The following is a 22,442-nucleotide window of genomic DNA, read 5'->3' as shown; positions in this document are numbered from 1 at the left end:
TCCCTCCGCAGCCCGGCCGAGGAGGTCCCCTTGTGCGCCTGTCCCGCAGCCTGGCCTCGGTGACCGTGGCCGCAGCTCTCGTGATCTCCCTGCCGTACGACGCGATGTCGCACGCGCGCGTGAGCCACGGAAAGCCGCCCGCGCCGAGGCTGTTCGGCGCCGCCTGCCGTACGGCCGTACACGGCTCCCATGTGGTGGCCTACTGCCACAACCCCTACGTCGACACCGACCGGGTGCGCCTGCACATCGAGTGCGCCCGCTGGTGGGACATCGACACCGACAGCGCTCCGGTGGACACGGGGGCCGCCATGACCGTACGGCTCACCGGCCGCTGCTGGAAGAACGTCTCCTCGGTGTGGATCAGCCACCAGAAGGGGCACTGAACCGGCCCGGCCGGCACAGGAACGGATAGCTCGCGGCCTCCGCGGCCGCCGCCTCCGCGTCGCCCGCGCGGATCGCGTCCACCAGCCGCGCATGGTCCATGTGCGTCTGAGGCGTCAGTTCCGCGCCGACGTCCGCGCGCAGCCAGTCCCGCAGCACCTCGCCCAGGTCGGCGTACATCGCCGTCATGACGTCGTTGTGGGAGGCGGCCACCACGGCCAGGTGGAAGGTCGCGTCGGCGGCCACGAAGGCCTCGGCCTCGCCGGTCGCCCAGGCCTCCTCGCGGCGCACCAGGAGAGCGTCCAGCTGCTTGAGGTCCTTCTCGGTGCGCCGCTCGGCGGCCAGCCTCGCCGCCGCCGACTCCAGGGCCGAGCGCAGCTCGGCGATGTGGCGGGGGTCGGCGCCGGCGAACCGGCGGTGCATCACGCCGGCCAGCTCGCTCGTCGCCGCGACATACGTGCCCGAGCCCTGGCGGATGTCCAGCAGACCGTTGTGCGCGAGCGCGCGGACGGCCTCGCGGACGGTGTTGCGGGCGACACCGAGCTGCTCGACCAGTTCCGGCTCGGTCGGGATGCGTGAGCCGACCGGCCACTCGCCGGAGGCGATTTGACTGCGCAGCGCGGCGATGACCTGCTCGGACAGCGCCGACCGGCGCGGGTGGCTCAGGGGCATGGCACACCTTCGCACGAGGAGCCCGGGCGGCGACGTCCCGGGGATGGACAACCAATCATCCCATGATTCTATGATGGGTGACATGGCTAGTGAGGAAACCCGGACTGCGCAAACCCGTACGGAGATGTCCACGGCCGAGGGGTCTTGGGCCGAGCGGTCTTCGACCGAGGAGTCGTCGGCCGAACGCGGTACGACCACGACAGCCGGCCCACGCGAGATGCCGCCCACGCGCGCGTGGGCGACACGGCTGGTCGTCGTCGCCATCGTGCTGTCCGCGCTGAACCTCCGTCCGGCCATCACGAGCCTCGGTGCCCTCCTGGAGGAGGTCCGTCACGGGCTCGGCATGAGCGGCAGCGTGGCCGGGCTGCTGACCTCCGTGCCCCCGCTCTGCTTCGCGGTCTTCGGCGTCACCGCGCCCCGCCTGGCCCGCCGCTTCGGACCGGGCGCCGTGGTGTGCGCCGGCATGGCCGCCATCACCGCGGGCCTGCTGATACGGCCGTACACCGGGAGCACCGCCGGCTTCCTGGCCGCCAGCGCACTCGCCCTCATGGGCATCGCCGTCAGCAACGTGCTGATGCCGGTCATCGTCAAGCGCTGGTTCCCCGACCGGGTCGGCTCCATGACCGGCCTGTACTCCATGGCCCTCGCCCTCGGCACCTCCCTCGCCGCCGCGGTGACCGTGCCCCTGACCGACGCCCTGGGCGGCAACTGGCACTCCGGGCTCGCCGTGTGGGCGGGGCTCGCGGCCGCCGCCGTACTGCCCTGGCTCCCGCTGGTACGGGACCGGAGCGCCACCCCCGCAACGGCCCAGGAGCCGGTGCGCGCGATGGAGGACCGGCAGGCCCCACTGCGCATCACCCGGAGCCGCACGGCCTGGGCGCTCGCCGTCTTCTTCGGACTCCAGGCCACCGCCGCCTACATCACGATGGGCTGGATGGCGCAGATATTCCGGGACGCCGGTGTCCCGGCGGGCACGGCCGGCGTCCTGCTCGCCGTCACCATGGTGATGGGCGTGCCGCTGGCCTTCGTCATCCCGCGGCTCGCCACCCGGCTGCCCCACCAGGGGCCGATCGCGCTGGCCCTGGGCGTCTGCGGCCTCGCGGGCTACGCGGGCCTGTACTTCGCGCCGGCCGACGGCGCCTGGGCCTGGGCGCTTCTGCTCGGCATCTCCAACTGCGCCTTCCCGCTGGCGCTGACGATGGTCGGCATGCGGGCCAGGACCGGCCAGGGTGTGGCCCAGCTGTCCGCGTTCGCGCAGAGCACCGGCTACCTGATCTCCATCCCCGGCCCGCTCCTGGTCGGCGTGCTCTACCAGCAGAGCGGCGGCTGGGGACTGCCGATCGCCCTCATGGCGTGCCTGATGCTGCCCCAGATGGCGGTGGGCTTCCTGGCCGGCCGCAACCGCACGGTGGAGGACGAGGCGGCCGGCTAGCCCGTCCCCGACGATCCGCCGGCCGGCCCCCCGCCGGTCGGTTCCGGACGAAGGGTGCGAGACTGGGCGCATGCAGCCTGTGCTCGATCCGAACCCGAAGAACAGCCAGAAGAAGATGCTGCTGGTCTTCGGCGCGTTCTTCGCCATCTTCGTGATCATCGCCGTCATCGCGACGATCGCCTCGCCCTGACCCGCTCCGACGCGCCCCGCGGCCTCGGGGTGGGGCTAGCCCCACCATCCCCTAGGGGGCCAGGGTCAGGGTCAACTGGGTGGATGCCCGGATGGGTTGGCGGCCCGATGTTCCGTAACTTCGAGATGTGACCGCAGCAGGCGGCCAGGACCACTCGAGGACCACGGAGGCGATCATGCCGGCCCGTACGCACACCCGGCTCCACCCGGCGACCACGGGCAGCGTCGACATCCGGCTGCCCTGGTGGGCGCTCGCCCTGCCCGCGCTCGCCTTCGTCGCGCTGCTCGCGCTGATACTGAACCCGTCGGACGCCCACGCGGCAAGCGGCGGCCCGGCGATCACGCACCTTTTCGAGCGCGTGCAGCAGCTCCTCGCGCGCTGATGGGGAGCCCCCTCACGCGGTGAATCCGCATGTCAACTCCCTGCGCCAGGTGGCCTGTTTCATGCGAAGCTGGGACCCATGAGCGTCGCAGAACCCCGCAGGATCGTCCTCTTCCGCCATGCGAAAGCCGACTGGCCCCAGGTGTCCGACCATGAGCGCCCGCTCGCCGAGCGCGGCCGCATGGACGCCGCAGTCGCCGGGCGCAAGCTGGCCGACACCGGCATCACCTTCGATCTGGTCGTGTGCTCCACCGCCGTCCGGACCCGCGAGACCTGGAAGCTCGCCGTCCATGAACTCGCGCACCGGCCGAAAACCGTCTACGAGGAGCGGGTCTACGAGGCCTCGCCCGGCGAGCTGATCGCCGTGCTCAACGAGATCCCGGACGACGTGCAGAACGCGATCCTGATCGGTCACAACCCGGGCGTGCACGGCCTGGCCGACATCCTCGCGGGTGAGTCCGAGGGTGACGCCCGCGGGCGGATGAACCGCCGCGGCTTCCCCGCCGCCGGCTTCGCACTGCTGACTTTCGACGGCGCCTGGAAGAGCCTGGAGCCGGGCGTGGCCACCCTGACGGACTACTGGGCACCCTCCGAGTGACGGCACCCATGGCAGGAGGGCCCGGCACCGCTGCGGTGCCGGGCCCTCCTCATGGCGTACGGCGCAGGGGCCCGCTCAGCCCTCGTCGTGCGTGTCGGCCGCCTCGACCTCTTCGCGGGTGATGCCCAGCAGATACAGGACGGTGTCCAGGAAGGGGAAGTTCACCGCCGTGTGCGCGGCCTCGCGGACCACCGGCTTGGCGTTGAAGGCGACGCCGAGACCGGCCGCGTTCAGCATGTCCAGATCGTTGGCACCGTCACCGATCGCCACCGTCTGCGACAGCGGAACCCCGGCCTCCGCGGCGAACCGGCGCAGCAGCCGCGCCTTGCCCGCGCGGTCCACGATCTCGCCGGTGACCCGCCCGGTCAGCCTCCCGTCGACGATCTCCAGCGTGTTGGCCTGCGCGAAGTCCAGCCCCAGCCGCTCCTTCAGATCATCCGTGACCTGCGTGAACCCGCCGGAGACGACACCCACTTGGTAGCCGAGGCGCTTCAGGGTGCGGATCAGCGTGCGCGCGCCCGGCGTCAGCCGCACCTCGTTGCGCACCTTCTCCACCACCGAGGCGTCCAGCCCCTTCAGCAGCGCCACGCGCGCGTGCAGCGACTGCTCGAAGTCCAGCTCCCCGCGCATCGCCGCCGCCGTCACCTCGGCGACCTTGTCCTCGCAGCCCGCGTGCGCGGCGAACAGCTCGATGACCTCGTCCTGGATGAGCGTGGAGTCCACGTCCATGACCACCAGCCGCTGGGCGCGCCGGTGCAGGCCCGCCGAGACGACCGCGATGTCGACACCCAGTGCCGCCGCGTCGGTCGCCAGGGCTGTGCGCAGCGGCTCCGTCTCCACACCGGACACGGCGAACTCCACCGCCGTCACCGGGTACTTGGCGAGGCGGAAGATACGGTCGATGTTGCCGCCGGTCTTGGCGATCCGAGCGGCGACGGCGGCCGTCGACTCGGCGGTGAGGGGGTGGCCGAGAACGGTCACCAGGGAGCGCCCGAGACCACGCGGGCGGTTGTCGCCGTGCCCCGAGATGATCTCCGCCTGCATCTTCATCGACTCGGCCCAGCTGTGCACGGTGGCCCGCAGGTCGCCCTCCAGGCCGGCCGGCGGCTGGCTGACCAGCACGCACAGCACCAGTCGGCCCCGGGTGACGACCTGCTCGATGTCGACCACGTCGACGAGGTACGCGGCAAGGGTGTCGAAGAGGCCGGCCGTGATGCCCGGCCTGTCCTTGCCGAAAATCTTGACGAGGAGAGTGGGGACCTCGGAGGTCTGCGAAGCGCTCATGGTGTCACCACCGTATCCGGCACCCAGTGCCTTCCGCCCGTGAGGTCCGCCTGACGGACACGGAACAATGGGTGACCGGCCGATGTAGGGGATCTTGCCTCTCGGCGACGGCCGTCCGTGGCCGCCGTGCCGAGCCGTAGTGCGGTCCGGCTCACCACGACTGTGCCACGGTGGCGCTCCCGACGCGTCGCCTGCGCATCTCATGAGAGCCGCGGGCTCACTTCCTGGGCGTTCCGGGCGGTCGTGGGGGCGGGGGTGGCGGAGGCGGCGGCCCGTCGTCCGGTCCCTCCTGCGAACGATCACGCGAGCGCCCGCCACGACGGCCCCGGGGCGAGGGGGGAGGCGGGTCGAAGGGCCGGGCGAGGGTGGGCGCGCCGTACACGTCGTCCCCGGCCGAGGGAGGACGCAGGTCCTCGGTCTCCGCCCGCAGCTCCTCCGGCACCCGGAGATAAGGGTTCGTATCGGGGTTCGGCGGCCGGTAAGGCCTGCCCGGCGCATACGGCCCGGCCGCGCCGCCATACCCGGAGCGCCCGGCTCCGCCGTCGCGCCCGGCCGTCCCTGGGGCCCCGCCGTCGTACTGGGGGTGCCCCGTGCCCCCGCTGTCGTATCCGGAGCGCCCGGTTCCGCCGTCGCGCCCGGCCGTCCCGGGGGCCCCGCCGGTGTAGTCAGGGCGTCCGGCGCCCCCGCCGTCGTACTGGGGGTGCTCCGTGCCCCCGCTGTCGTACCCGGAGCGCCCGGCTCCGCCATCGCACCCGGCTTGCCCCGGGGCCCCGCCGCCGTAGCCAGGGCGTCCGGCGGCTCCGCCGTCGTACTCAGGGTGCCCCGTGCCCCCGCCGCCGTACCCGGAGCGCCCGCCCCCGCCCGCCCCGCCCCGTATCTCACCCGGGGTCGGCCACACCGCGCGCGTACCCGCGGCGCCCAGCGTCCAGGCGAGCAGTGCTCCCGCAGCGCCGGCCCCCGCACCCCACACGGCGCCCAGGAGCAGCGCCATGCCCAGGTGTCCGTGCAGTTGGATGCCCGCGCCGAAGGCGTCGAAGCCCAGTACGGACAGCGAGGCGTTCACCGAGACGTCCGCCAGCCAGGCGAGCAGGGGCAGGGCCGGCGCGGTCGCGATCCCGAGCCGCAGGGCGCAGCGTCCGGCGAAGCCCACGGCGCCACCGGGCTCACCGGACGGGGCCCGCACCGGCGTCCGTACCGCCGTCAGCACCCCGGCCAGCAGCATCATCAGCGCCGCCGCCACCGCGAGCACCCACACCCGCTCGTCCAGCCCGGCCAGCCGGCCCACGGTGACGGGCTGGTCCGACCGCGCGCTCAGCAGCTGGTCGATCGGGTGGGGCAGCAGCTTGCCCAGCGCGCCGGTGGCCCTGCCGTCCCAGGGGACGAACAGGCCGAGGGGGACGCCGAGCCACACCCCGTTCGGGGCGCCGAGCAGGGCCGCACCCGCGATCCGACGCGGGTGATCGTCGCCGATCGCCGCGTACGCCGCCGCCGCGAGCCCGGCGACGACGGCCACCAGCAGCACGGTGACCAGCGCCGAGACGGCAGGCCGCACCACCCGGTGCACGGCCTCCCAGCCGCGCGGCAGGGGGGTGCGGCGGGAGGCGAGCAGGGCGATCAGCAGGATGCCGGCGGACCAGCAGAGGCCGCCGAGGAGGGTGGGCGCGGTGTCCACGGTGAAGCCGACGGCGGCCTTGGCGTGGATCAGGTCGCCGACCCGGTCCGGCAGCAGCCCGCCGATGTCCCCCAGGCCGGGGATGTTCAGGCCGCCCCCCTTGCCGCCCCCGCCGGGCAGCTGGTCCAGGCCGAGCGAGCCGCCGTCGATCGTGATGACATCGTGTCCGGCCCAGGCCAGCCCGCCGAGCGTGGCCACGAAGAGCGCGACCACCGTGCCCGCGCGCGCGAGCAGTTCGGCGGGCGCGATGACAACTCCGGCCGTGCGCAGGGACCGTAGGAAGAACCAGGAGAGCAGCAGGGCGCCCACCAGGCTGACGCCGAGTGGCGTGATCTCGACGGCCGTGTGAGCCTCGGCGCCTTTCAGTCCGAAAGCGGACACATCGCCTGCCGGCGAGACCGAACCACCTGCCCCGAGCGCCACAACCGCCGCCGTCATGGGGCCCAGTGAGCCGGCCGCGTCCGCCCGCAGCAGATGCAGACCGAGCGCGGCCGTGCCCGCCATCCCTATCAACGCCCAGCTCACGGCGGCGATCGCGGACAGCAGGATGTCCGCCCACGGCAGCGACGTGCCGTGCCGTGCGGTCCCGACGCCCGTGGCAGCACTCATGGCAGACCCCCCGATCCGCGGCGCGGCACCGCGGCCGCGCATGTCCCCCTCGCGGGGGATTACCACTCTCCGGCCCGGTTTCAACCCCGTCAACGGGGCGAGTTGAAGCGCGCGCGGGCGCTCTTCACAAGGCCCGACTTTCGGTCACGGGGCCGAGCCTGAAATAGTTCCCCACGATGTTCGACATCCCTAGACTCCCTCTGTTGGGGGTAACTCGGGGGACAACTCAGTGGGGCATGGAGTGCCGGAACTCGTACTGGAATCAAACGGACGGACCTGGACGCTCGATTCGTCCAGGACCTACACACTCGGACGCGATCCGCAGGGAGACGTCGTGTTCGACGACGCCAGGGTCTCCTGGCGGCACGCCACGGTCAGCTTCAACGGCCGCAGTTGGGTCATCGAGGACCACGGCAGCACCAACGGCACGTTCGTGCAGGGCCAGCGGATCGGTCAGATGGAGATCGGCCCGGGTTCGGCGGTGAACCTCGGCAACGCGACCGACGGACCGCGCCTGAACCTGTCCGGCGCCGCGACCGCGGTCGCGCAGCCCCAGCAGCCGCAGGCGGCGCCGTACGCCGCCGCCCAGGGCGCGGGCCCCGGCTGGGCCCAGCAGGTGCCGCAGCAGGCCGGCGCGCACCAGCAGGCCGCGCAGGCCGACTGGCAGCAGCCGCAGCCGCAGCAGGCGCACCAGCCGCCGGCGTTCCCGCAGCAGCAGAGCGGGCCGCCCGAGCAGTACGCGCAGAAGACGCCCGGTGGTGGCGCGGGGGCGCCGCCGGTCTACGGCGACCGCAGCCCCACGACCTTCCACCAGTTCGCCGTCGGCCGCGTGATGCGCATCGGCCGTGCCCTGGAGAACGAGCTGGTCGTCTCCGACCTGCAGGTCTCCCGGAACCACGCCGAGTTCCACTCGACGCCCGACGGCCGCTTCGAGATCCGCGACCTGGGCTCGCACAACGGCACCTACGTCAACGGCCAGCCGATCGCCAAGGGCGGCTCGGTACTGCTCGGCCCCAGCGACATCGTCGGTGTCGGCCACTCCACCTTCCGCATCGTCGGCGACCGCCTCGAGGAGTTCGTCGACACCGGTGAGGTCTCCTTCTCGGCGCGCCACCTGACGGTCACGGTCGACGGCGGCAAGCAGATCCTGAAGGACGTCTCCTTCGGCGTCCCGGAGAAGTCGCTGATCGCGGTCATCGGCCCGTCCGGCTCCGGCAAGTCGACCCTGCTGAAGGCGCTCACCGGCTACCGGCCCGCCAACCAGGGCGAGGTGCTGTACGACAACCGGAACCTCTACAAGCAGTTCGCCGAGCTGCGCCAGCGCATCGGTCTGGTCCCGCAGGACGACATCCTGCACAAGGAGCTGACCGTCAAGAAGGCCCTGAAGTACGCGGCCAAGCTGCGCTTCCCGGCCGACACCACCGCGCAGGAGCGCGACGCCCGCATCGACGAGGTGCTGCGCGAGCTGAAGCTGGACATCCACAAGGACAAGAAGGTCACCTCCTTGTCCGGTGGCCAGCGCAAGCGTGTCTCGGTGGCCCTGGAGCTGCTCACCAAGCCGTCGCTGATCTTCCTGGACGAGCCGACCTCGGGCCTCGACCCGGGCATGGACCGCGACGTCATGCAGCTGCTGCGGGGCCTGGCCGACGACGGCCGTACGGTCCTCGTGGTCACCCACTCGGTGGCCGAGCTGGCGATCTGCGACAAGCTCCTGGTGATGGCGCCGGGCGGTTCGGTGGCCTACTTCGGCCCGCCGGAGGAGGCGCTGAACTTCTTCGGCTACGACACCTGGGCCGACGTCTTCTCCGCCTTCGAGAACTACCGCGACTACGACTGGGCGGGCCGCTGGAAGGGCTCGCAGCACTACCAGATGTACGCCGCGGACATCGACGCGGTCGCCCCGCAGTCCGTACACATGCCTCCGCCGCAGGCCATCAGACCGCCCAAGCCGCAGGCCTGGGGCTCGCAGCTGATGACCCTGATCCGGCGCTATGTGTCGGTCATCGTCTCCGACAAGGGCTTCCTGGCGCTGACGGTGATCCTGCCGGCGGTACTCGGCGCGGTCAGCCTGCTGATCGACCACAAGCGGGGCCTGCTGGTCAACGAGGCGATCAACCCGCGCACCGGCGCGCACATCCCGAACGGTACGGCCACCACCGTGCTGCTGATCCTCGCGGTCGGCGCGTGCTTCGCGGGCGCCGCGAACTCCGTGCGTGAGCTGATCAAGGAACGGGTCATCTACGAGCGGGAGCGCGCGACCGGCCTGTCCCGGTCGGCCTACCTGATGTCCAAGGTGGTCGTCCTGGGCGCGGTCACCGTGCTCCAGGGCCTGATGGTCGGCGTGATCGGCTTCTCCAGCCGGGAGATCCCCGACCAGGGGCTCGTCCTCGGCAGCTCGACGCTGTTCGAGCTGTGCCTGCCGATCATGGCGCTCGGCTTCACCTCGATGATGTTCGGCCTGGTGATCTCCTCGCTGGTGAAGACCGCCGAGAAGACCATGCCGCTGCTGGTGATGTTCGCGATCATCCAGGTCGTCTTCACCGGCTGCCTCTTCACCCTGCACGGCACCCTCGGCGTCAACGAGTTCTCGTACCTGATGCCGTCGCGCTGGGCGGTGGCCGCCGCGGGCGCCACGCTGGACTTCAACAACATCGCGCCGAACACCGACGACCCGAGCAGCACGGACCCGCTGTGGAACCACGAGGCCTCGGCCTGGGGCCTGGACATGTTCGCGCTGATCGTCCTCGGTGTGATCTGCGGCTTCTTTGTTGCCCGCTTCCTGCGCCGGCACGAGCCGGAGGTCATGCGGAAGTAACCGCGGCCGTACGACGTGAAGGGCGGCACCCCCTGAGGGGTGCCGCCCTTCCGCGTATGTCAGAGGCCCGCGCCGGCCTCAGTACGCGCTGTTGACGTTGTCGATCGAGCCGTACTTGTCGGCCGCGTAGTTGGCGGCTGCGGTGATGTTGGCGACCGGGTCGTAGATGTTCCACGAGGTGCCGGCGACGTGGTACGCGTTGAAGGTCGGCGGGATGACCTGCAGCAGGCCCTTGGACGGGATGCCGTTGACGGCGTTGACGTCCCAGTCGTTGATGGCCTGGGGGTTGCCGGAGGACTCCCGCATGATGTTGCGGTGCAGGCCGTTGTAGCTGCCCGGGATGCCCTTGGACTTCATGATGTCCAGGGCCTGGCGGATCCAGCCGTCGAGGTTGTTCGTGTAGGTCTTCGCGGCGACCAGCTGCATCTCGGGGCGCTGCGCGGAACGGCTCGCGGCCTCCTTGGCAGCACGCTCCTGGGCGGCCTTCTTGGCGGCCTCGGCGGCGGCCTTCTGCTTCGCCTGGGCCTCGGCCTGCTTCTTGGCGGCCTCGGTCGCGGCCTTCTGCTTGGCGGCGAGGGCGTCGAGCTTGACGGTCTCGGTGGCGATCTGGTCGGTCAGCGTGCCCTTGACGTCCTTGACCGGCTGGGTGGCGTACTGCACCTGAGCCGCCGTGGCCGGGGCGCCGGTGGTGATGGTCTCGGCGCTGCTGGGAACGGCCGAGAAGGCGAGGGCGGCGGCACCGAGCGTGGCGACACCGGCGATCGCGATCTTGTGCTGCTTGGTCAGCGCACGACTATGACCACGGCTGAGGATGTTCTTGGGCATGGCTGATGGACCTCTTCGAATAGCGCGGAGGTCGCTCCTGCGTCCGCCGGGGGAATCGCTTCCTCCTGCACGAACGCCGCGGGGAGAAACCCACGGCGCTGAGCGACGGGAGCAATTCTTAGCGGCCGCAAAATGCCCTGGCAAAGGTGTGACGTACGATGCCCGGTAGTAGACCGGGGAAGGGCAAAACGGGACAGACTGGACCGTCTGTCCCGTTCATGCGGGGATGCTTTATCTCCTATGTCCATTCGTACGTGATGTGCGCCCTATGCGCGGGCTCACATCAGAGGCGTAACAGTCTCACCAGGAGTTGCCGTCGCAACGCTCTGCGTGAGGGGCCTCCTCCGGGAGGATGAGGTGGACGTCTCCGAACTCGTGCCACAGATAGAGCCCGCGCAGCGCCTCCTCGTACGCGCGGTCGACCGCGGTCCGCCCCGCGACCGCCTCCAGCATCAGCAGATGCGAGGCCTTTGGTTCGTGCAGCCCGGTCAGCAGCCCGTCGACGGTGCGTACCCCGCGCTCGGGCGTGACCACCAGATCGGTCCAGCCGTCGGCCGCCCGCACCACCCGGTCCGGCCCGGTCGCCGACTCCACGGCCCGTACGGCCGTCGTCCCGACCGCGATGACCCGGCCGTCGCCTGCTCCGACGGCGTTGATCAGCCGAGCCGACGCCTCCGGCACCGTGAACCGCTCCGGATACGGCGGCTCGTGCGCCTCCGCCGACGCCACCCCCGTGTGCAGCGTGACCGGCGCGAACTGCACCCCGCGGCTCACCAGCTCCGCCACCAGCCGCGCCGTGAAGGGCCGCGCCGCACTCGGCATCTCCGCGCTGCCCGTCCCGTCCGGCGAGGGCAGCGCGAACACCGTCTGGTAGACCGACAGCGGCTGGTCCCGCTCCGTATAGGAGTAGCGGATGGGCCGCCCGTGCTCCCGCAGTACCCCAAGGACCTCCGCCCCGGACGCCCGCGCCCACCACAGCCGCTCACCGTGCCCGCTCAGCGGCTCCTCCAGGACCAGCCGAGCCCCGCCGGGCAACCCCACCTCTGTCCCCGCGGGCCTGCCCGCACGCGCGCGTGTAGTGCCCCGCCCGTCCGGATCCCGCAGTTCGACCGCCCACCGCCCGTCGTCCCCGCGCGTGGAGAAGTGCACCACCACGCGCGCGTGCCCGATGCGCCCGTCCACCGCGGCGGCCAGCGTGGACGAGGTGTTCACCACCAGCAGGTCCCCCGCCCGCAGCAGCCGCGGCAGCTCGGCGAACCCGTGGTGCGACACCTCGGTCCCGCGCGACACCAGCAGCCGTACGGCATCCCGGTCGAGGCCGGGCCCGCGCTGCTCGGCCGGCACGCGCGCGGACAGCTCCTCCGGGACCCGCACCACGACGGTCACAGCGCCTCCAGCAGCGCCGCCGCGGTGTAGCGGCTGCTCGCCGGGCGCTTGTCGAGCAGCCGCAGGAAGGCAGGAGCGATTTCCTCCGGTGCCGGCGTACCCGACAGGTCCTCGCCGGGCTCGGCGGCGGCCAGCATGTCCGTCCGCATACCGCCCGGGTCGACCCACCAGACGCGCAGCCCCGGCTCCTCCACCGAGAGCACGGCGGAGAGCTGGTCCACGGCCGCCTTCGTCGCCCCGTACGCGCCCCAGGTCCGGTAGGCCTCCACCGCAGCGTCCGAACTCACGTTGATCACCGCGCCGGCCGGAGCCGTGCGCAGCTGCGGCAGCGCCTCCTGGAGCAGTCCCAGCGGAGCCACCACATTGGTCTCCAGCGCGGCCCGGAAGCCGTCCAGCGGCTGGCTGCCGAGCGGGACCAGGGGCTCGGCGCCCAGGATGCCCGCGTTGTTCACGACCAGGTCGACTCCACCAAGCTGTCGCGCGGCGGCCACCAGCCCGGCCCGGTGCCCGGCGTCCGTGACGTCCCCGGGCAGCGCCTCCACCCGCACACCGTGCACGGCGACCGCCTCCGCGGCCTCCTTCAAGGGCCCCGCGCTCCGGGCGTCGAGCACCAGATCCCAGCCCCGCGCGGCCAGCGCCTCGGCGAGCGCCCGCCCCAGACCCCTGGAGGCCCCCGTGATGATCGCTACCGGCATGACAACCGTCCCCTCGTCGCTTGCCGCCCTCGTCGGGGCGGTGACCACAACGTAGGAACGGCACCCCCCGCGCCGCCTCGGACGCGGGGCGCAAAGCGGCGGGGCCCTTCGACGTACGCCGCAGGTCCGGGACCGGGGGCCTACACCACCGGTCCTAGGCCCAGCGGCCCGGACCCTGCCGTCACAGGTCCGATCCGAACTGTCACACCCCGCCGGTACCGTGAGGGCATGAGTCAAGGCCCCCGGTCCGGCCTCGCCGCGGTGAGTTCCGCGCTGCTGGCCATGAGCAGGCACCTCGAGGTGCGCGACGTCCTCAAGACGATCGTCGCCTCCGCCCGCGAACTGCTCGACGCGCAGTACGCCGCCCTCGGCGTCCCCGACGACCACGGCGGCTTCGCCCAGTTCGTCGTCGACGGCGTCAGCGACGCCCAGTGGAAGGCCATCGGCCCGCTGCCCCGCCAGCACGGCATCCTCGCCGCGATGCTGCACGAGGCCCGGCCCGAGCGCCTCGCCGACGTGCGCAAGGACCCGCGCTTCGAGGGCTGGCCGTCCGCCCACCCGGACATGTCCGACTTCCTGGGACTGCCGATCAAGGACGGCGACGACGTCATCGGAGCACTGTTCCTCGCGAACAAGCGCTGCCCCAAGCCGGAGGGCAGCTGCGGCTTCACCGAGGAGGACGAGCAACTGCTCTCCATCCTCGCCCAGCACGCCGCCATCGCCCTCACCAACGCCCGCCTCTACGAGCGCAGCCGCGAGCTGACCATCGCCGAGGAACGCTCCCGCCTCGCCCACGAACTGCACGACGCGGTCAGCCAGAAGCTCTTCTCCCTGCGCCTGACCGCCCAGGCCGCGGCCGCGCTGATCGACCGCGACCCCTCCCGCGCCAAGGGCGAGCTGCACCAGGTCGCCGCGCTCGCCGCCGAGGCGGCCGACGAACTGCGCGCCGCCGTCGTGGAGCTGCGTCCCGCCGCCCTGGACGAGGACGGCCTGATCGCCACCCTGCGCACCCAGATACAGGTCCTCGACCGCGCCCACACCGCGCGCGTCACCTTCGCCGTCGCCGGATGCCGCGCGCTGCCCGCCGCACAGGAGGAGGCCGTGCTGCGGGTCGCCCAGGAAGCCCTGCACAACGCCCTGCGCCACTCCGGCGCCGAGCATGTCCACGTGAGCATGGAGCGGCGCGGCTCCGGAGCCGTCCTGCGCGTCACCGACGACGGCGGCGGCTTCGACCCGACAGCGGTCCGCCGCGCCGGACGCCACCTGGGCCTGGTCTCGATGCGGGACCGGGCGAGCGCGGCCGGCGGCACGCTGGCCGTGCAATCGGAGCCCGGCAAGGGCACCATGATCGAGATGGAGGTCCCCGGTGGCTGACGCAATCAAGGTGCTGCTCGTCGACGACCACCAGGTCGTCCGCCGGGGCCTGCGCACCTTCCTGGAGGTGCAGGACGACATCGAGGTCGTCGGCGAGGCCGCCGACGGCGCCGAAGGAGTCGCCCGCGCCGAGGAACTGCGGCCCGACGTCGTCCTCATGGACGTCAAGATGCCGGGCATGGACGGCATCGACGCCCTGCGCAAGCTCCGCGAACTCGACAACCCCGCGCGCGTGCTGATCGTCACCAGCTTCACCGAGCAGCGCACGGTGGTTCCGGCCCTGCGCGCAGGCGCCGCCGGGTACGTCTACAAGGACGTGGACCCCGACGCGCTCGCCGGTGCCATCCGTTCCGTGCACGCCGGTCACGTCCTGCTCCAGCCGGAGGTCGCCGTCGCCCTGCTCTCCCAGGAGGAGGCCAACTCGGGCCAGGGCAGGGGAGGTTCGCTGACCGAGCGGGAGCGCGAGGTGCTCGGCCTGATCGCCGACGGCCGCTCCAACCGCGAGATCGCCCGCGCCCTCGTCCTGTCCGAGAAGACCGTCAAGACGCACGTCTCCAACATCCTGATGAAACTCGACCTCGCCGACCGCACCCAGGCCGCCCTGTGGGCCGTACGCCATGGCCTGACGGGCTGAAACGTCCTCCCCAGCGCCTCACGCACGGCAATTCGGAAGGTTCCGCTCCGGACTGAGATTCATACCGTCGTGGGAATGTCACCCGGATGGCGCATCCTCCGGTGATCTCAGCCGTTTTTCAGTGCGTGCTGCGGCGAACCGCCGCGGCGAACGCCAAGGAGGGCTTAGACAGTGAAGAACCTGAAGAAGGCAGCGGCCGTGACGATGGTGGCCGGTGGCCTGATCGCTGCCGGTGCGGGCATGGCCTCCGCCACGACCGGTGCCTGCGCCGACGCCCACGCCGTCGGCTCTCCGGGTGTCGTCTCCGGCAACGTCGTCCAGGCCCCGGTGCACATCCCGGTGAACGTGGTCGGCAACAGCGCGAACGTGGTCGGCGTGCTGAACCCGGCCTTCGGCAACCTCGGCGTGAACAACTGAGTCACCGCCGCCGATGACCTCAGGCCTCCCGGGTCCACCGGGAGGCCTGTCCGGTTGCCGACCACATCGCCCCGGACACCGAGGAAGCGACGCTCAGCGAACGCCCCGCTCCCGCTCCTCCACGATGGAGTTGTACGCCGCCACCTGCGCCCGCCGAGCCGTCCGCTCAACAGGCCGCAGCGCCTCGGACCGCGCCGCCATCTCGGCGGAGCTGACCGCCGCCCCGTGCCCGTTGCCGTACGCCAGGGACACCAGCAACCCGACCCGCTGGGCCAGTTCCAGCACCCGTACAGCGCGCGGCGGGTACCCCGGCGCCAGCACCTCGCGCCCCCGCTCGGCCCGCGCCCGGTACGCGTCGATCGCCGCCTCCGCCACCGGACCCGACCCGGCGAGATCCAGCCGCGACAGCACCTCGGTCGCCTCCCGCAGGGCCTCCGCCAGCTCCCGCTCCGCCTCGCCCAGCGACGGCACATCGGCGGGCGGCGCCTCCCGCACCGGCAGCACATGCCAGACCACCTCGGCATGCACATCACCCTCGGGTCCGGCCTCGTACACCTGAGGCACCAGCCCGAACGCGGCGCCGAAGCAGACCACCGCCTCCTCGGCCTCCAGCGCCCGCGCATTGAACTCCGGCGGCCCGCTCAGCCCCAGCGGATGCCCCGGCGCGGGCAGCGCCACCCGCAGGCCGGTCACCCCCAGCGTCCGTAGCCGCCCCAGCGCGAGCGTGAGCCCGACCGGCGCCGGCTCAGCCGGCAGCCCCTCCACCCGGTGCACCGCATCCTCGCCCACGATGGCGAGCACGGCGTCATCCGGAGAGACAACTCCGGCCAAAAGGGCATTTCCCCAAGCTGCGAGGCGTCCTGAACGCGGTTCCGAGAGCATGCCTCCACCCTAAGGACCGGACCGATGGAATGGAGCGGGGCACTCGTGGCGTAGATTTCATAAGGGCTGCGCCCACCGGCGCGGCGGACCGAGCCACAGGCGTACGCGACAGCCGAGACCGGCCACACTGCAAGGGGAGACAACGCGCTCATGAGCGATGTTCTGGAGCTTCAGGACGTATCCGTGGTCCGCGAGGGCCGGGCTCTGGTGGACCAGGTCTCCTGGTCGGTGAAGGAGGGCGAGCGCTGGGTCATCCTCGGCCCCAACGGCGCCGGCAAGACCACCCTCCTGAACGTCGCCTCCAGCTACCTCTTCCCCAGCAAGGGCACCGCCACCATCCTCGGTGACACCCTCGGCAAGGTCGACGTCTTCGATCTGCGCCCGCGCATCGGCATGGCCGGCATCGCCATGGCCGAGAAGCTCCCCAAGAGCCAGACCGTCCTGCAGACGGTGCTGACCGCGGCGTACGGCATGACCGCCGCCTGGCACGAGGAGTACGACGAGGTCGACGAGCAGCGCGCCCGCGCCTTCCTCGACCGCCTCGGCATGAGCGACTACGTGGACCGCAAGTTCGGCACCCTCTCCGAGGGCGAGCGCAAGCGCACCCTGATCGCCCGCGCCCTGATGACCGACCCCGAACTGCTCCTGCTCGACGAGCCCGCCGCCGGCCTCGACCTCGGCGGCCGCGAGGACCTGGTGCGCCGCCTCGGCCGCCTCGCCCGCGACCCCATCGCCCCCTCGATGATCATGGTCACCCACCATGTCGAGGAGATCGCCCCCGGCTTCACCCACGTCCTCATGATCCGCCAGGGCAAGGTCCTCGCCGCCGGCCCGATCGAACTGGAACTCACCTCCCGCAACCTCTCCCGCTGCTTCGGCCTCCCGCTCGTCGTCGAGCAGGTCGGCGACCGCTGGACCGCGCACGGCCTGCCGCTGTCCTGACAACGGCCCGCTCCCGTTCGCGCCCTGTCCGCCGCCCGACCCGCGGCCCTACCATGACCATGTGAACGACATCGACGCATGGGTGTGGTGGCTCGTCGGCGCGGCGGCGCTCGGAATCCCGCTCGTGGTCACCGCGATGCCGGAGTTCGGCATGCTCGCGGTGGGAGCCGTCGCGGCCGCGGTCGGCGCCGCCCTCGGCCTCGACGTCGTGGTGCAGGTGCTCACCTTCCTCGTGGTCTCGGTCGCCCTCATCGCCGTCGTCCGGCCCATCGCGGCCCGGCACGGCAGACAGCGGCCCCAACTCGCCACGGGCATCGACGCATTGAGGGGCAAGCAGGCGGTCGTCCTGGAGCGTGTGGACGGCTCCGGCGGCCGGATCAAGCTCGCCGGAGAAGTCTGGTCGGCCCGCTCCCTCGACACCGGCCGCGCCTACGAAGTGGGCCAGGAGGTGGACGTCGTGGAGATCGAAGGGGCCACGGCGATCGTCATCTGAGCCATCTGTCCCACGAGTTACGCGACGGTCTGTCAGACTCGACCAGCAAGATCTTCAACAACCGAGCATCTGCCGAAGGCGCCCAGGCAGAGAGGGGTACGGGGAACACGATGGAACCGGTCATCATCGTCCTGGTCATTCTGGTGGTGTTGGTCTTCATCGCCCTGGTCAGGACCATCCAGGTCATCCCACAGGCCAGCGCCGCCATCGTCGAGCGCTTCGGCCGCTACACGCGGACGCTGAACGCGGGCCTGAACATCGTGGTCCCCTTCATCGACACCATCCGCAACCGCATCGACCTGCGCGAACAGGTCGTCCCCTTCCCGCCCCAGCCGGTGATCACCCAGGACAACCTGGTCGTGAACATCGACACGGTCATCTACTACCAGGTGACCGACGCCCGGGCCGCCACCTACGAGGTCGCCAGCTACATCCAGGCCATCGAGCAGCTCACCGTCACCACGCTGCGCAACATCATCGGCGGCATGGACCTCGAACGCACCCTGACCTCCCGCGAGGAGATCAACGCGGCCCTGCGCGGCGTCCTCGACGAGGCCACCGGCAAGTGGGGCATCCGCGTCAACCGCGTCGAGCTGAAGGCCATCGAACCGCCCACCTCCATCCAGGACTCGATGGAGAAGCAGATGCGCGCAGACCGTGACAAGCGCGCCGCGATCCTCACCGCCGAAGGTACGCGCCAGGCCGCCATCCTCACCGCCGAAGGTGAGAAGCAGTCCCAGATCCTGCGCGCCGAGGGTGAGGCCAAGGCCGCCGCCCTGCGCGCCGAGGGCGAGGCCCAGGCCGTCCGTACGGTCTTCGAGGCGATCCACGCCGGCGACCCGGACCAGAAGCTCCTCTCCTACCAGTACCTCCAGATGCTCCCGAAGATCGCCGAAGGCGACGCCAACAAGCTCTGGATCGTCCCCAGCGAAATCGGCGACGCCCTCAAGGGACTGTCCGGAGCGATGGGTAACTTCGGCCCGCTGGGCGGGGGTTCGGGCAACGGCTCGTCGGGCAACGGCGGCGGGGGCACGGAGCGCCGCGAGAAGCCGCAGATCGACTGACCACACCGGCCCACGACACACGACGACGGCCCGCCTTCCCCGGGAAGGCGGGCCGTCGTCGCTCGGCGGTCAGTACGAGGTGGGCAGGTACTTGTAGCAGTAGCTGTCGCCGCCGATGGACTTCAGCAGCGCGTTGCCGGTCTTCTTGCCCACGATGCCGTCGGCGTTGCTGCCGGTGAGCCCGTGGTGCTCCTGGAAGTACTTCACCCACGCCTTGGTGTAGCTGCCGTACTTGGCGTCCTCGTCCAGCGACCCCGGGTAGTTGCGGTTGATGATGCGCTGGACGCACCACACACCATGCCCCGAGGAGCCGGTGTTGAGAGTCGGCGCGCCGGTGTTGGCCTGGGCCGCTCCGGCGGTCATCCCGGAGAACCCGAGCGTCGCCGCCACCACGGCGGTGGCCGACAGGGCGGCCCGGGTGCGCAGGCTGAGCTTGCTCATGACGTCATCGTCCCTTCCGCACGCCGCGGATCCGGGTCCCCCCGTTTCGGGCCCCTGGAACGACCCGCGGCTGGTGCAAGAAGTTACGACCGCCGCCGCCCGGCCGTCGTCCCGCACCGGGTTGACCTCGGCGGGCAACGGACGCCGTACGCCACCGGTTCCTGCAACTTTCGCGGTACACCGGGAGTTGACCGGCTACGCCGCCGACTGAGCCAGCCACTCCGGCAGCGTCTTGAAGTCGTCCTCCCGCAGGGCCAGCAGCATCGCGTCCGCCGGAGTCGGCTCGAACGGCTCCCGCAGCAAGGCCATCCCCGCCTCCTCCGGAGTCCGGTCGGCCTTGCGATGGTTGTCCTCCGCACACGCGGCGACGGTATTCAGCCACGTGTCCTGCCCACCCTGCGCCCGCGGCAGCACATGGTCCACGGTCGTCGCCCGGTGCCCGCAGTATGCGCACCGGTGCCGGTCCCGGACCAGCACACCCCGCCTCGACCACGGAGCTTGTCTTCGGAACGGCACCCGTACGTACCTGCACAGCCTGATCACCCGGGGCGCCGGTATGTCCACATCGGAACCGCGCATGCGCAGTTCGGGATGGGCCTGCTCGACGACGGCCTTGTCCTGGAGGACCAGGACGACGGCTCGGTTCAGAGTCACCGTCGACAGCGGCTCGAAGCTCGCGTTCAGGACCAACGTGTCACGCATCCAGCCCACCTCCCATGTGCACCTGCCCACTCCCCGGCGGGCTTGGATCAACTCTGGACGGGCGCGCCGAGATGGACAACGCAATAAAAAATGCCCGCCTCCGATCACTTCCAAGACCGGAGGCGGGCAAACGTTCAATGAACGCTTGGCCGAATCAATGCGGTGCGCCGCCCGCAGCGGGGTTCTCGTACTCACCGATGAGCTGGGCACGCGCAAGCGCGTGGAACCGGAGGTTGAAGCCGACGACGGCCGGAGAGGCGTCCGAGTCCGGGCCGAGCTTCTCCTGGTCCACCGCGTACACGGTGAAGACGTACCGGTGCGGCCCGTCCCCGGGCGGCGGAGCGGCACCACCGAAGTCCTTCGCCCCGTAATCGTTGCGCGCATGCACGGCACCTTCGGGCAGGCCCTCGAACTTGCCGCTGCCCGCACCCGCCGGCAACTCCGTCACCGAGGCCGGGATGTCGAACACGACCCAGTGCCAGAACCCGCTGCCGGTCGGCGCGTCGGGGTCGTAGCAGGTCACGGCGAAGCTCTTGGTCTCCGCGGGGAAGCCCTCCCACCGCAGCTGCGGCGAGGTGTTCCCCTCCGCATAGACCTGGGCGTTCCCCAGCGTCGCCCCCTCCTCGATGTCCTCACTCGTCACCGCGAACGACGGCACGGGCGGATGGAAGTCGTGGGGGAGCGGCCGCCGCTTGAGCTCGGTCACCTCGGTACCTCCTGATCGTTTTCGTTCAGTAGGTCAGAGCCTAGAACCAGTTGCGCTTGCCGCCGACCTCGGACAGCCACTGGTTGAGGTAAGCCGCCCAGTCGGTCCCGTGGAAGTCGTGCAGACCCACCTGGAAGGAGCGGTAGGTGTCCGAGCCCTCGCTGAACAGACCCGGCTTCTTGTCCATCTCCAGGATGACGTCCATCGCGTGCTCGTCGGCCACGAAGCTCAGCTCGACCTGGTTCAGACCCCGGTACTGCGACGGCGGGTGGAACTCGATCTCCTGGTAGAACGGCAGCCGCTGCCGCGTACCCCGGATGTGGCCGCGCTCCATGTCCGCGTTCTTGAAGCGGAAGCCCAGCTGGATGAAGGCGTCCAGGATCGCCTTCTGCGCCGGCAGCGGGTGCACGTTGATCGGGTCCAGGTCACCGGAGTCCACCGCACGGGCGATCGCCAGCTCGGTGGTCACCCCGATGTGCATCCCGCGCAGAGCCTGTCCGTCGATCATCGTGACCGGCGTCTCCCAGGGGATCTCCAGCCCGAACGGCACCGCGTGCACGGCACCCGCCTGCAGCTCGAAGGCACCGCCGAGCCGCACCTTGGTGAACTCGATGTTCTGCTTGTACTCCTCGTCGCCGCTCTCCACCTCGACCTTGGCCTGCAGGCCCACCGACAGGCCCTCGATGTCCTGGTTCACGGACCCGCCCTGGATCCGCACCTCACCCTGGACGACGCCACCCGGCACCACATTGACCTCGGTCAGCACCGTCTCGACCGAGGCCCCGCCGGCCCCGAGGCTCGCGAGCAGCTTCTTGAACGCCATGACTCTCCCTTTACGAATGGACCCTCGACCCGTACAAACGCGATCCGCTCACCACCGGTTCCGCAGGCGCGCTGACCCGTCTGGACTACGCTCGGACGGCATGATCGCGCCCCCGGACCGTATGCCACTGCCCCGAGAGTTCTTCGACCGCCCCGTACTCGAGGTCGCCCCCGATCTCGTCGGCCGCATCCTGGTCCGGACCACCCCCGACGGTCCGATCGCCGTCCGCCTCACAGAAGTAGAGGCATACGACGGACCGAACGACCCCGGGTCGCACGCGTACCGCGGTCGCACCGCCCGCAACGCAGTGATGTTCGGTCCCCCCGGACACGTATACGTCTACTTCACCTACGGCATGTGGCACTGCATGAACCTCGTCTGCGGCCCCGAGGGCACGGCGAGCGCCGTTCTGCTCCGCGCAGGCGAGGTCGTCGAGGGCGTTGAGCTCGCGCGCAAACGTCGGCTTTCGGCCCGAAACGACAAGGAACTGGCCAAGGGTCCGGCCCGCTTGGCCACGGCCCTGGAGGTCGGCCGGGCACTGGACGGCACGGACGCCTGCGCCTCGGGCGAGACGCCGTTGCGGATGCTGACCGGCACTCCGGTAGCCCCCGACCAGGTACGGAGCGGTCCGCGCACCGGCGTCGCCGGCGAAGGCGGCAACGGAGACGTCCATCCCTGGCGCTTCTGGTTCGCCAACGACCCGACGGTGAGCCCCTATCGGGCCCATGTGCCGCGCCGCCGCTCAAGTTGACGCGACCTTGGAAGGTGCGTAATGTATCCCGAGCCGCTGAACCGGGTACGGCAATCGCCTGCAGCCGGAGCGGCCAACCCACTACCCAGCTACAGCCCTCAACAGGGTCGATTTCGGCGTGCCCGCATGCCCGAATTCGAGCTTGTGAGACTCGATTATGAGTCGCCGAGGGAATGGGCTAAAGTAGTGAATGTCGAAAGGCCGACGAGCGAAAGCCCGAAAGCCTGAAGACATCCCGCCGACCGGGAATCGGATGCCGAAAGGATCTGATAG

General features: G+C 71.0%; 24 protein-coding genes. 13 read left to right on the top strand and 11 right to left on the bottom strand.

Translation table 11 applies throughout. From position 1 onward, the window contains the following. Positions 1-32: 32 nt before the first annotated feature. Positions 33-383, top strand: coding sequence for a hypothetical protein (locus tag AQI88_RS03680; RefSeq protein WP_066991774.1), 351 nt, complete (start codon positions 33-35; stop codon positions 381-383). Here the strand turns inward: AQI88_RS03680 and AQI88_RS03675 are convergent. Further along, positions 361-1,053: a FadR/GntR family transcriptional regulator gene (locus tag AQI88_RS03675; protein ID WP_066991770.1), complete on the bottom strand. Its 693-nt coding sequence runs from the start codon at positions 1,051-1,053 to the stop codon at positions 361-363. The genes AQI88_RS03680 and AQI88_RS03675 overlap by 23 nt on opposite strands. A gap of 217 nt (positions 1,054-1,270) precedes the next feature. Here AQI88_RS03675 and AQI88_RS03670 point away from each other — a divergent pair, with 217 nt between their 5' ends. The 4 genes from AQI88_RS03670 (at position 1,271) to AQI88_RS03660 (ending at position 3,654) form a co-directional block, all read left to right on the top strand. Next, on the top strand, positions 1,271-2,485 hold the full coding sequence (locus AQI88_RS03670; RefSeq protein WP_066993603.1) for a CynX/NimT family MFS transporter: 1,215 nt from the start codon (positions 1,271-1,273) through the stop codon (positions 2,483-2,485). A gap of 70 nt (positions 2,486-2,555) precedes the next feature. Next, entirely contained in the window at positions 2,556-2,675 is a 120-nt protein-coding gene (locus tag AQI88_RS48435) for an SGM_5486 family transporter-associated protein (protein ID WP_279616522.1), read from the top strand. A gap of 175 nt (positions 2,676-2,850) precedes the next feature. Then, positions 2,851-3,057: a hypothetical protein gene (locus tag AQI88_RS03665; RefSeq protein ID WP_066991767.1), complete on the top strand. Its 207-nt coding sequence runs from the start codon at positions 2,851-2,853 to the stop codon at positions 3,055-3,057. A 78-nt stretch (positions 3,058-3,135) separates the two neighbouring features. Beyond that, entirely contained in the window at positions 3,136-3,654 is a 519-nt protein-coding gene (locus AQI88_RS03660; protein WP_066991764.1) for a SixA phosphatase family protein, read from the top strand. A gap of 75 nt (positions 3,655-3,729) precedes the next feature. On the opposite strand, the gene serB is transcribed toward AQI88_RS03660, so the two are convergent. Together serB and AQI88_RS03650 are read right to left on the bottom strand one after the other, a co-directional pair. Then, positions 3,730-4,938, bottom strand: a complete 1,209-nt coding sequence (serB, locus tag AQI88_RS03655) for a phosphoserine phosphatase SerB (RefSeq protein WP_066991760.1) — start codon at positions 4,936-4,938, stop codon at positions 3,730-3,732. A 217-nt stretch (positions 4,939-5,155) separates the two neighbouring features. Further along, positions 5,156-7,219 carry a streptophobe family protein gene (locus tag AQI88_RS03650; protein WP_079057381.1) on the bottom strand — a complete coding sequence of 688 codons (2,064 nt, stop codon included), beginning with the start codon at positions 7,217-7,219 and terminating at the stop codon, positions 5,156-5,158. A 241-nt stretch (positions 7,220-7,460) separates the two neighbouring features. Between AQI88_RS03650 and AQI88_RS03645 the strand changes: the two genes are divergently transcribed. Beyond that, a complete protein-coding gene (locus tag AQI88_RS03645; protein ID WP_066991754.1) occupies positions 7,461-10,034 on the top strand; it encodes an ABC transporter ATP-binding protein/permease in 2,574 nt (857 codons plus the stop codon). A 78-nt stretch (positions 10,035-10,112) separates the two neighbouring features. Here AQI88_RS03645 and AQI88_RS03640 read toward each other — a convergent pair whose 3' ends face one another. The 3 genes from AQI88_RS03640 to AQI88_RS03630 all read right to left on the bottom strand — a co-directional run bounded on the left by AQI88_RS03640 (position 10,113) and on the right by AQI88_RS03630 (position 12,940). Next, positions 10,113-10,859: a transglycosylase SLT domain-containing protein gene (locus tag AQI88_RS03640; protein WP_066991751.1), complete on the bottom strand. Its 747-nt coding sequence runs from the start codon at positions 10,857-10,859 to the stop codon at positions 10,113-10,115. A gap of 300 nt (positions 10,860-11,159) precedes the next feature. After that, positions 11,160-12,245, bottom strand: coding sequence for an S-adenosylmethionine:tRNA ribosyltransferase-isomerase (locus AQI88_RS03635; protein WP_066991748.1), 1,086 nt, complete (start codon positions 12,243-12,245; stop codon positions 11,160-11,162). Then, positions 12,242-12,940, bottom strand: coding sequence for an SDR family NAD(P)-dependent oxidoreductase (locus AQI88_RS03630; RefSeq protein ID WP_066991744.1), 699 nt, complete (start codon positions 12,938-12,940; stop codon positions 12,242-12,244). Before AQI88_RS03630 ends, AQI88_RS03635 begins: the two co-directional genes overlap by 4 nt. A gap of 228 nt (positions 12,941-13,168) precedes the next feature. Between AQI88_RS03630 and AQI88_RS03625 the strand changes: the two genes are divergently transcribed. From AQI88_RS03625 to AQI88_RS03615, 3 genes are all read left to right on the top strand, one after another. Then, positions 13,169-14,314 (top strand): GAF domain-containing sensor histidine kinase, encoded by a 1,146-nt coding sequence (locus AQI88_RS03625; protein WP_066991741.1) that lies wholly within the window; start codon positions 13,169-13,171, stop codon positions 14,312-14,314. Further along, positions 14,307-14,948 (top strand): response regulator, encoded by a 642-nt coding sequence (locus AQI88_RS03620; RefSeq protein ID WP_066991738.1) that lies wholly within the window; start codon positions 14,307-14,309, stop codon positions 14,946-14,948. The genes AQI88_RS03625 and AQI88_RS03620 overlap by 8 nt, the downstream gene beginning before the upstream one ends. 171 nt (positions 14,949-15,119) lie before the next feature. Then, positions 15,120-15,365, top strand: a complete 246-nt coding sequence (locus AQI88_RS03615) for a chaplin (RefSeq protein WP_066991734.1) — start codon at positions 15,120-15,122, stop codon at positions 15,363-15,365. A gap of 93 nt (positions 15,366-15,458) precedes the next feature. Here the strand turns inward: AQI88_RS03615 and AQI88_RS03610 are convergent, their stop codons facing one another. Further along, on the bottom strand, positions 15,459-16,247 hold the full coding sequence (locus AQI88_RS03610; protein WP_079057380.1) for a hypothetical protein: 789 nt from the start codon (positions 16,245-16,247) through the stop codon (positions 15,459-15,461). Positions 16,248-16,397: 150 nt separating this feature from the next. Here AQI88_RS03610 and AQI88_RS03605 point away from each other — a divergent pair, with 150 nt between their 5' ends. The 3 genes from AQI88_RS03605 to AQI88_RS03595 all read left to right on the top strand — a co-directional run bounded on the left by AQI88_RS03605 (position 16,398) and on the right by AQI88_RS03595 (position 18,746). Next, positions 16,398-17,189 (top strand): ABC transporter ATP-binding protein, encoded by a 792-nt coding sequence (locus tag AQI88_RS03605; RefSeq protein WP_066991729.1) that lies wholly within the window; start codon positions 16,398-16,400, stop codon positions 17,187-17,189. Between the two features lie 61 nt (positions 17,190-17,250). Next, positions 17,251-17,682, top strand: coding sequence for an NfeD family protein (locus AQI88_RS03600; protein ID WP_066991726.1), 432 nt, complete (start codon positions 17,251-17,253; stop codon positions 17,680-17,682). A 110-nt stretch (positions 17,683-17,792) separates the two neighbouring features. Continuing rightward, the gene (locus AQI88_RS03595) at positions 17,793-18,746 is read left to right on the top strand and encodes an SPFH domain-containing protein (protein ID WP_066991723.1); all 954 of its coding nucleotides are present in this window, start codon (positions 17,793-17,795) and stop codon (positions 18,744-18,746) included. 69 nt (positions 18,747-18,815) lie between these two features. On the opposite strand, the gene AQI88_RS03590 is transcribed toward AQI88_RS03595, so the two are convergent. From AQI88_RS03590 to AQI88_RS03575, 4 genes are all read right to left on the bottom strand, one after another. Further along, positions 18,816-19,187: a peptidoglycan-binding domain-containing protein gene (locus tag AQI88_RS03590; RefSeq protein WP_066991720.1), complete on the bottom strand. Its 372-nt coding sequence runs from the start codon at positions 19,185-19,187 to the stop codon at positions 18,816-18,818. A 195-nt stretch (positions 19,188-19,382) separates the two neighbouring features. Then, entirely contained in the window at positions 19,383-19,889 is a 507-nt protein-coding gene (locus tag AQI88_RS03585) for an HNH endonuclease (protein WP_066993601.1), read from the bottom strand. Positions 19,890-20,043: 154 nt separating this feature from the next. Beyond that, entirely contained in the window at positions 20,044-20,595 is a 552-nt protein-coding gene (locus AQI88_RS03580) for a YbhB/YbcL family Raf kinase inhibitor-like protein (protein WP_066991717.1), read from the bottom strand. A 40-nt stretch (positions 20,596-20,635) separates the two neighbouring features. Then, positions 20,636-21,418: a sporulation protein gene (locus AQI88_RS03575; RefSeq protein WP_066991713.1), complete on the bottom strand. Its 783-nt coding sequence runs from the start codon at positions 21,416-21,418 to the stop codon at positions 20,636-20,638. A gap of 100 nt (positions 21,419-21,518) precedes the next feature. Here AQI88_RS03575 and AQI88_RS03570 point away from each other — a divergent pair, with 100 nt between their 5' ends. Continuing rightward, a complete protein-coding gene (locus AQI88_RS03570) occupies positions 21,519-22,169 on the top strand; it encodes a DNA-3-methyladenine glycosylase (protein WP_066991710.1) in 651 nt (216 codons plus the stop codon). Positions 22,170-22,442: the final 273 nt, after the last annotated feature.

The organism is Streptomyces cellostaticus, assembly GCF_001513965.1.
GTDB lineage: Bacteria > Actinomycetota > Actinomycetes > Streptomycetales > Streptomycetaceae > Streptomyces > Streptomyces cellostaticus.
The sequence above is the reverse complement of the archived record's forward strand: the minus strand, read 5'-3'. Positions and strand labels throughout refer to the sequence as shown.

What these genes read in the sequence shown, in the direction of transcription:
- AQI88_RS03675 (WP_066991770.1), bottom strand. Translation starts at nt 1,053, where the DNA reads ATGCCCCTGAGCCACCCGCGCCGGTCGGCGCTGTCCGAGCAGGTCATC.
- AQI88_RS03670 (WP_066993603.1), top strand. Translation starts at nt 1,271, where the DNA reads ATGCCGCCCACGCGCGCGTGGGCGACACGGCTGGTCGTCGTCGCCATC.
- AQI88_RS48435 (WP_279616522.1), top strand. Translation starts at nt 2,556, where the DNA reads ATGCAGCCTGTGCTCGATCCGAACCCGAAGAACAGCCAGAAGAAGATG.
- AQI88_RS03665 (WP_066991767.1), top strand. Translation starts at nt 2,851, where the DNA reads ATGCCGGCCCGTACGCACACCCGGCTCCACCCGGCGACCACGGGCAGC.
- AQI88_RS03660 (WP_066991764.1), top strand. Translation starts at nt 3,136, where the DNA reads ATGAGCGTCGCAGAACCCCGCAGGATCGTCCTCTTCCGCCATGCGAAA.
- serB (WP_066991760.1), bottom strand. Translation starts at nt 4,938, where the DNA reads ATGAGCGCTTCGCAGACCTCCGAGGTCCCCACTCTCCTCGTCAAGATT.
- AQI88_RS03650 (WP_079057381.1), bottom strand. Translation starts at nt 7,219, where the DNA reads ATGAGTGCTGCCACGGGCGTCGGGACCGCACGGCACGGCACGTCGCTG.
- AQI88_RS03640 (WP_066991751.1), bottom strand. Translation starts at nt 10,859, where the DNA reads ATGCCCAAGAACATCCTCAGCCGTGGTCATAGTCGTGCGCTGACCAAG.
- AQI88_RS03630 (WP_066991744.1), bottom strand. Translation starts at nt 12,940, where the DNA reads ATGCCGGTAGCGATCATCACGGGGGCCTCCAGGGGTCTGGGGCGGGCG.
- AQI88_RS03625 (WP_066991741.1), top strand. Translation starts at nt 13,169, where the DNA reads ATGAGTCAAGGCCCCCGGTCCGGCCTCGCCGCGGTGAGTTCCGCGCTG.
- AQI88_RS03610 (WP_079057380.1), bottom strand. Translation starts at nt 16,247, where the DNA reads ATGCTCTCGGAACCGCGTTCAGGACGCCTCGCAGCTTGGGGAAATGCC.
- AQI88_RS03605 (WP_066991729.1), top strand. Translation starts at nt 16,398, where the DNA reads ATGAGCGATGTTCTGGAGCTTCAGGACGTATCCGTGGTCCGCGAGGGC.
- AQI88_RS03595 (WP_066991723.1), top strand. Translation starts at nt 17,793, where the DNA reads ATGGAACCGGTCATCATCGTCCTGGTCATTCTGGTGGTGTTGGTCTTC.
- AQI88_RS03590 (WP_066991720.1), bottom strand. Translation starts at nt 19,187, where the DNA reads ATGAGCAAGCTCAGCCTGCGCACCCGGGCCGCCCTGTCGGCCACCGCC.
- AQI88_RS03585 (WP_066993601.1), bottom strand. Translation starts at nt 19,889, where the DNA reads ATGCGTGACACGTTGGTCCTGAACGCGAGCTTCGAGCCGCTGTCGACG.
- AQI88_RS03575 (WP_066991713.1), bottom strand. Translation starts at nt 21,418, where the DNA reads ATGGCGTTCAAGAAGCTGCTCGCGAGCCTCGGGGCCGGCGGGGCCTCG.
- AQI88_RS03570 (WP_066991710.1), top strand. Translation starts at nt 21,519, where the DNA reads ATGATCGCGCCCCCGGACCGTATGCCACTGCCCCGAGAGTTCTTCGAC.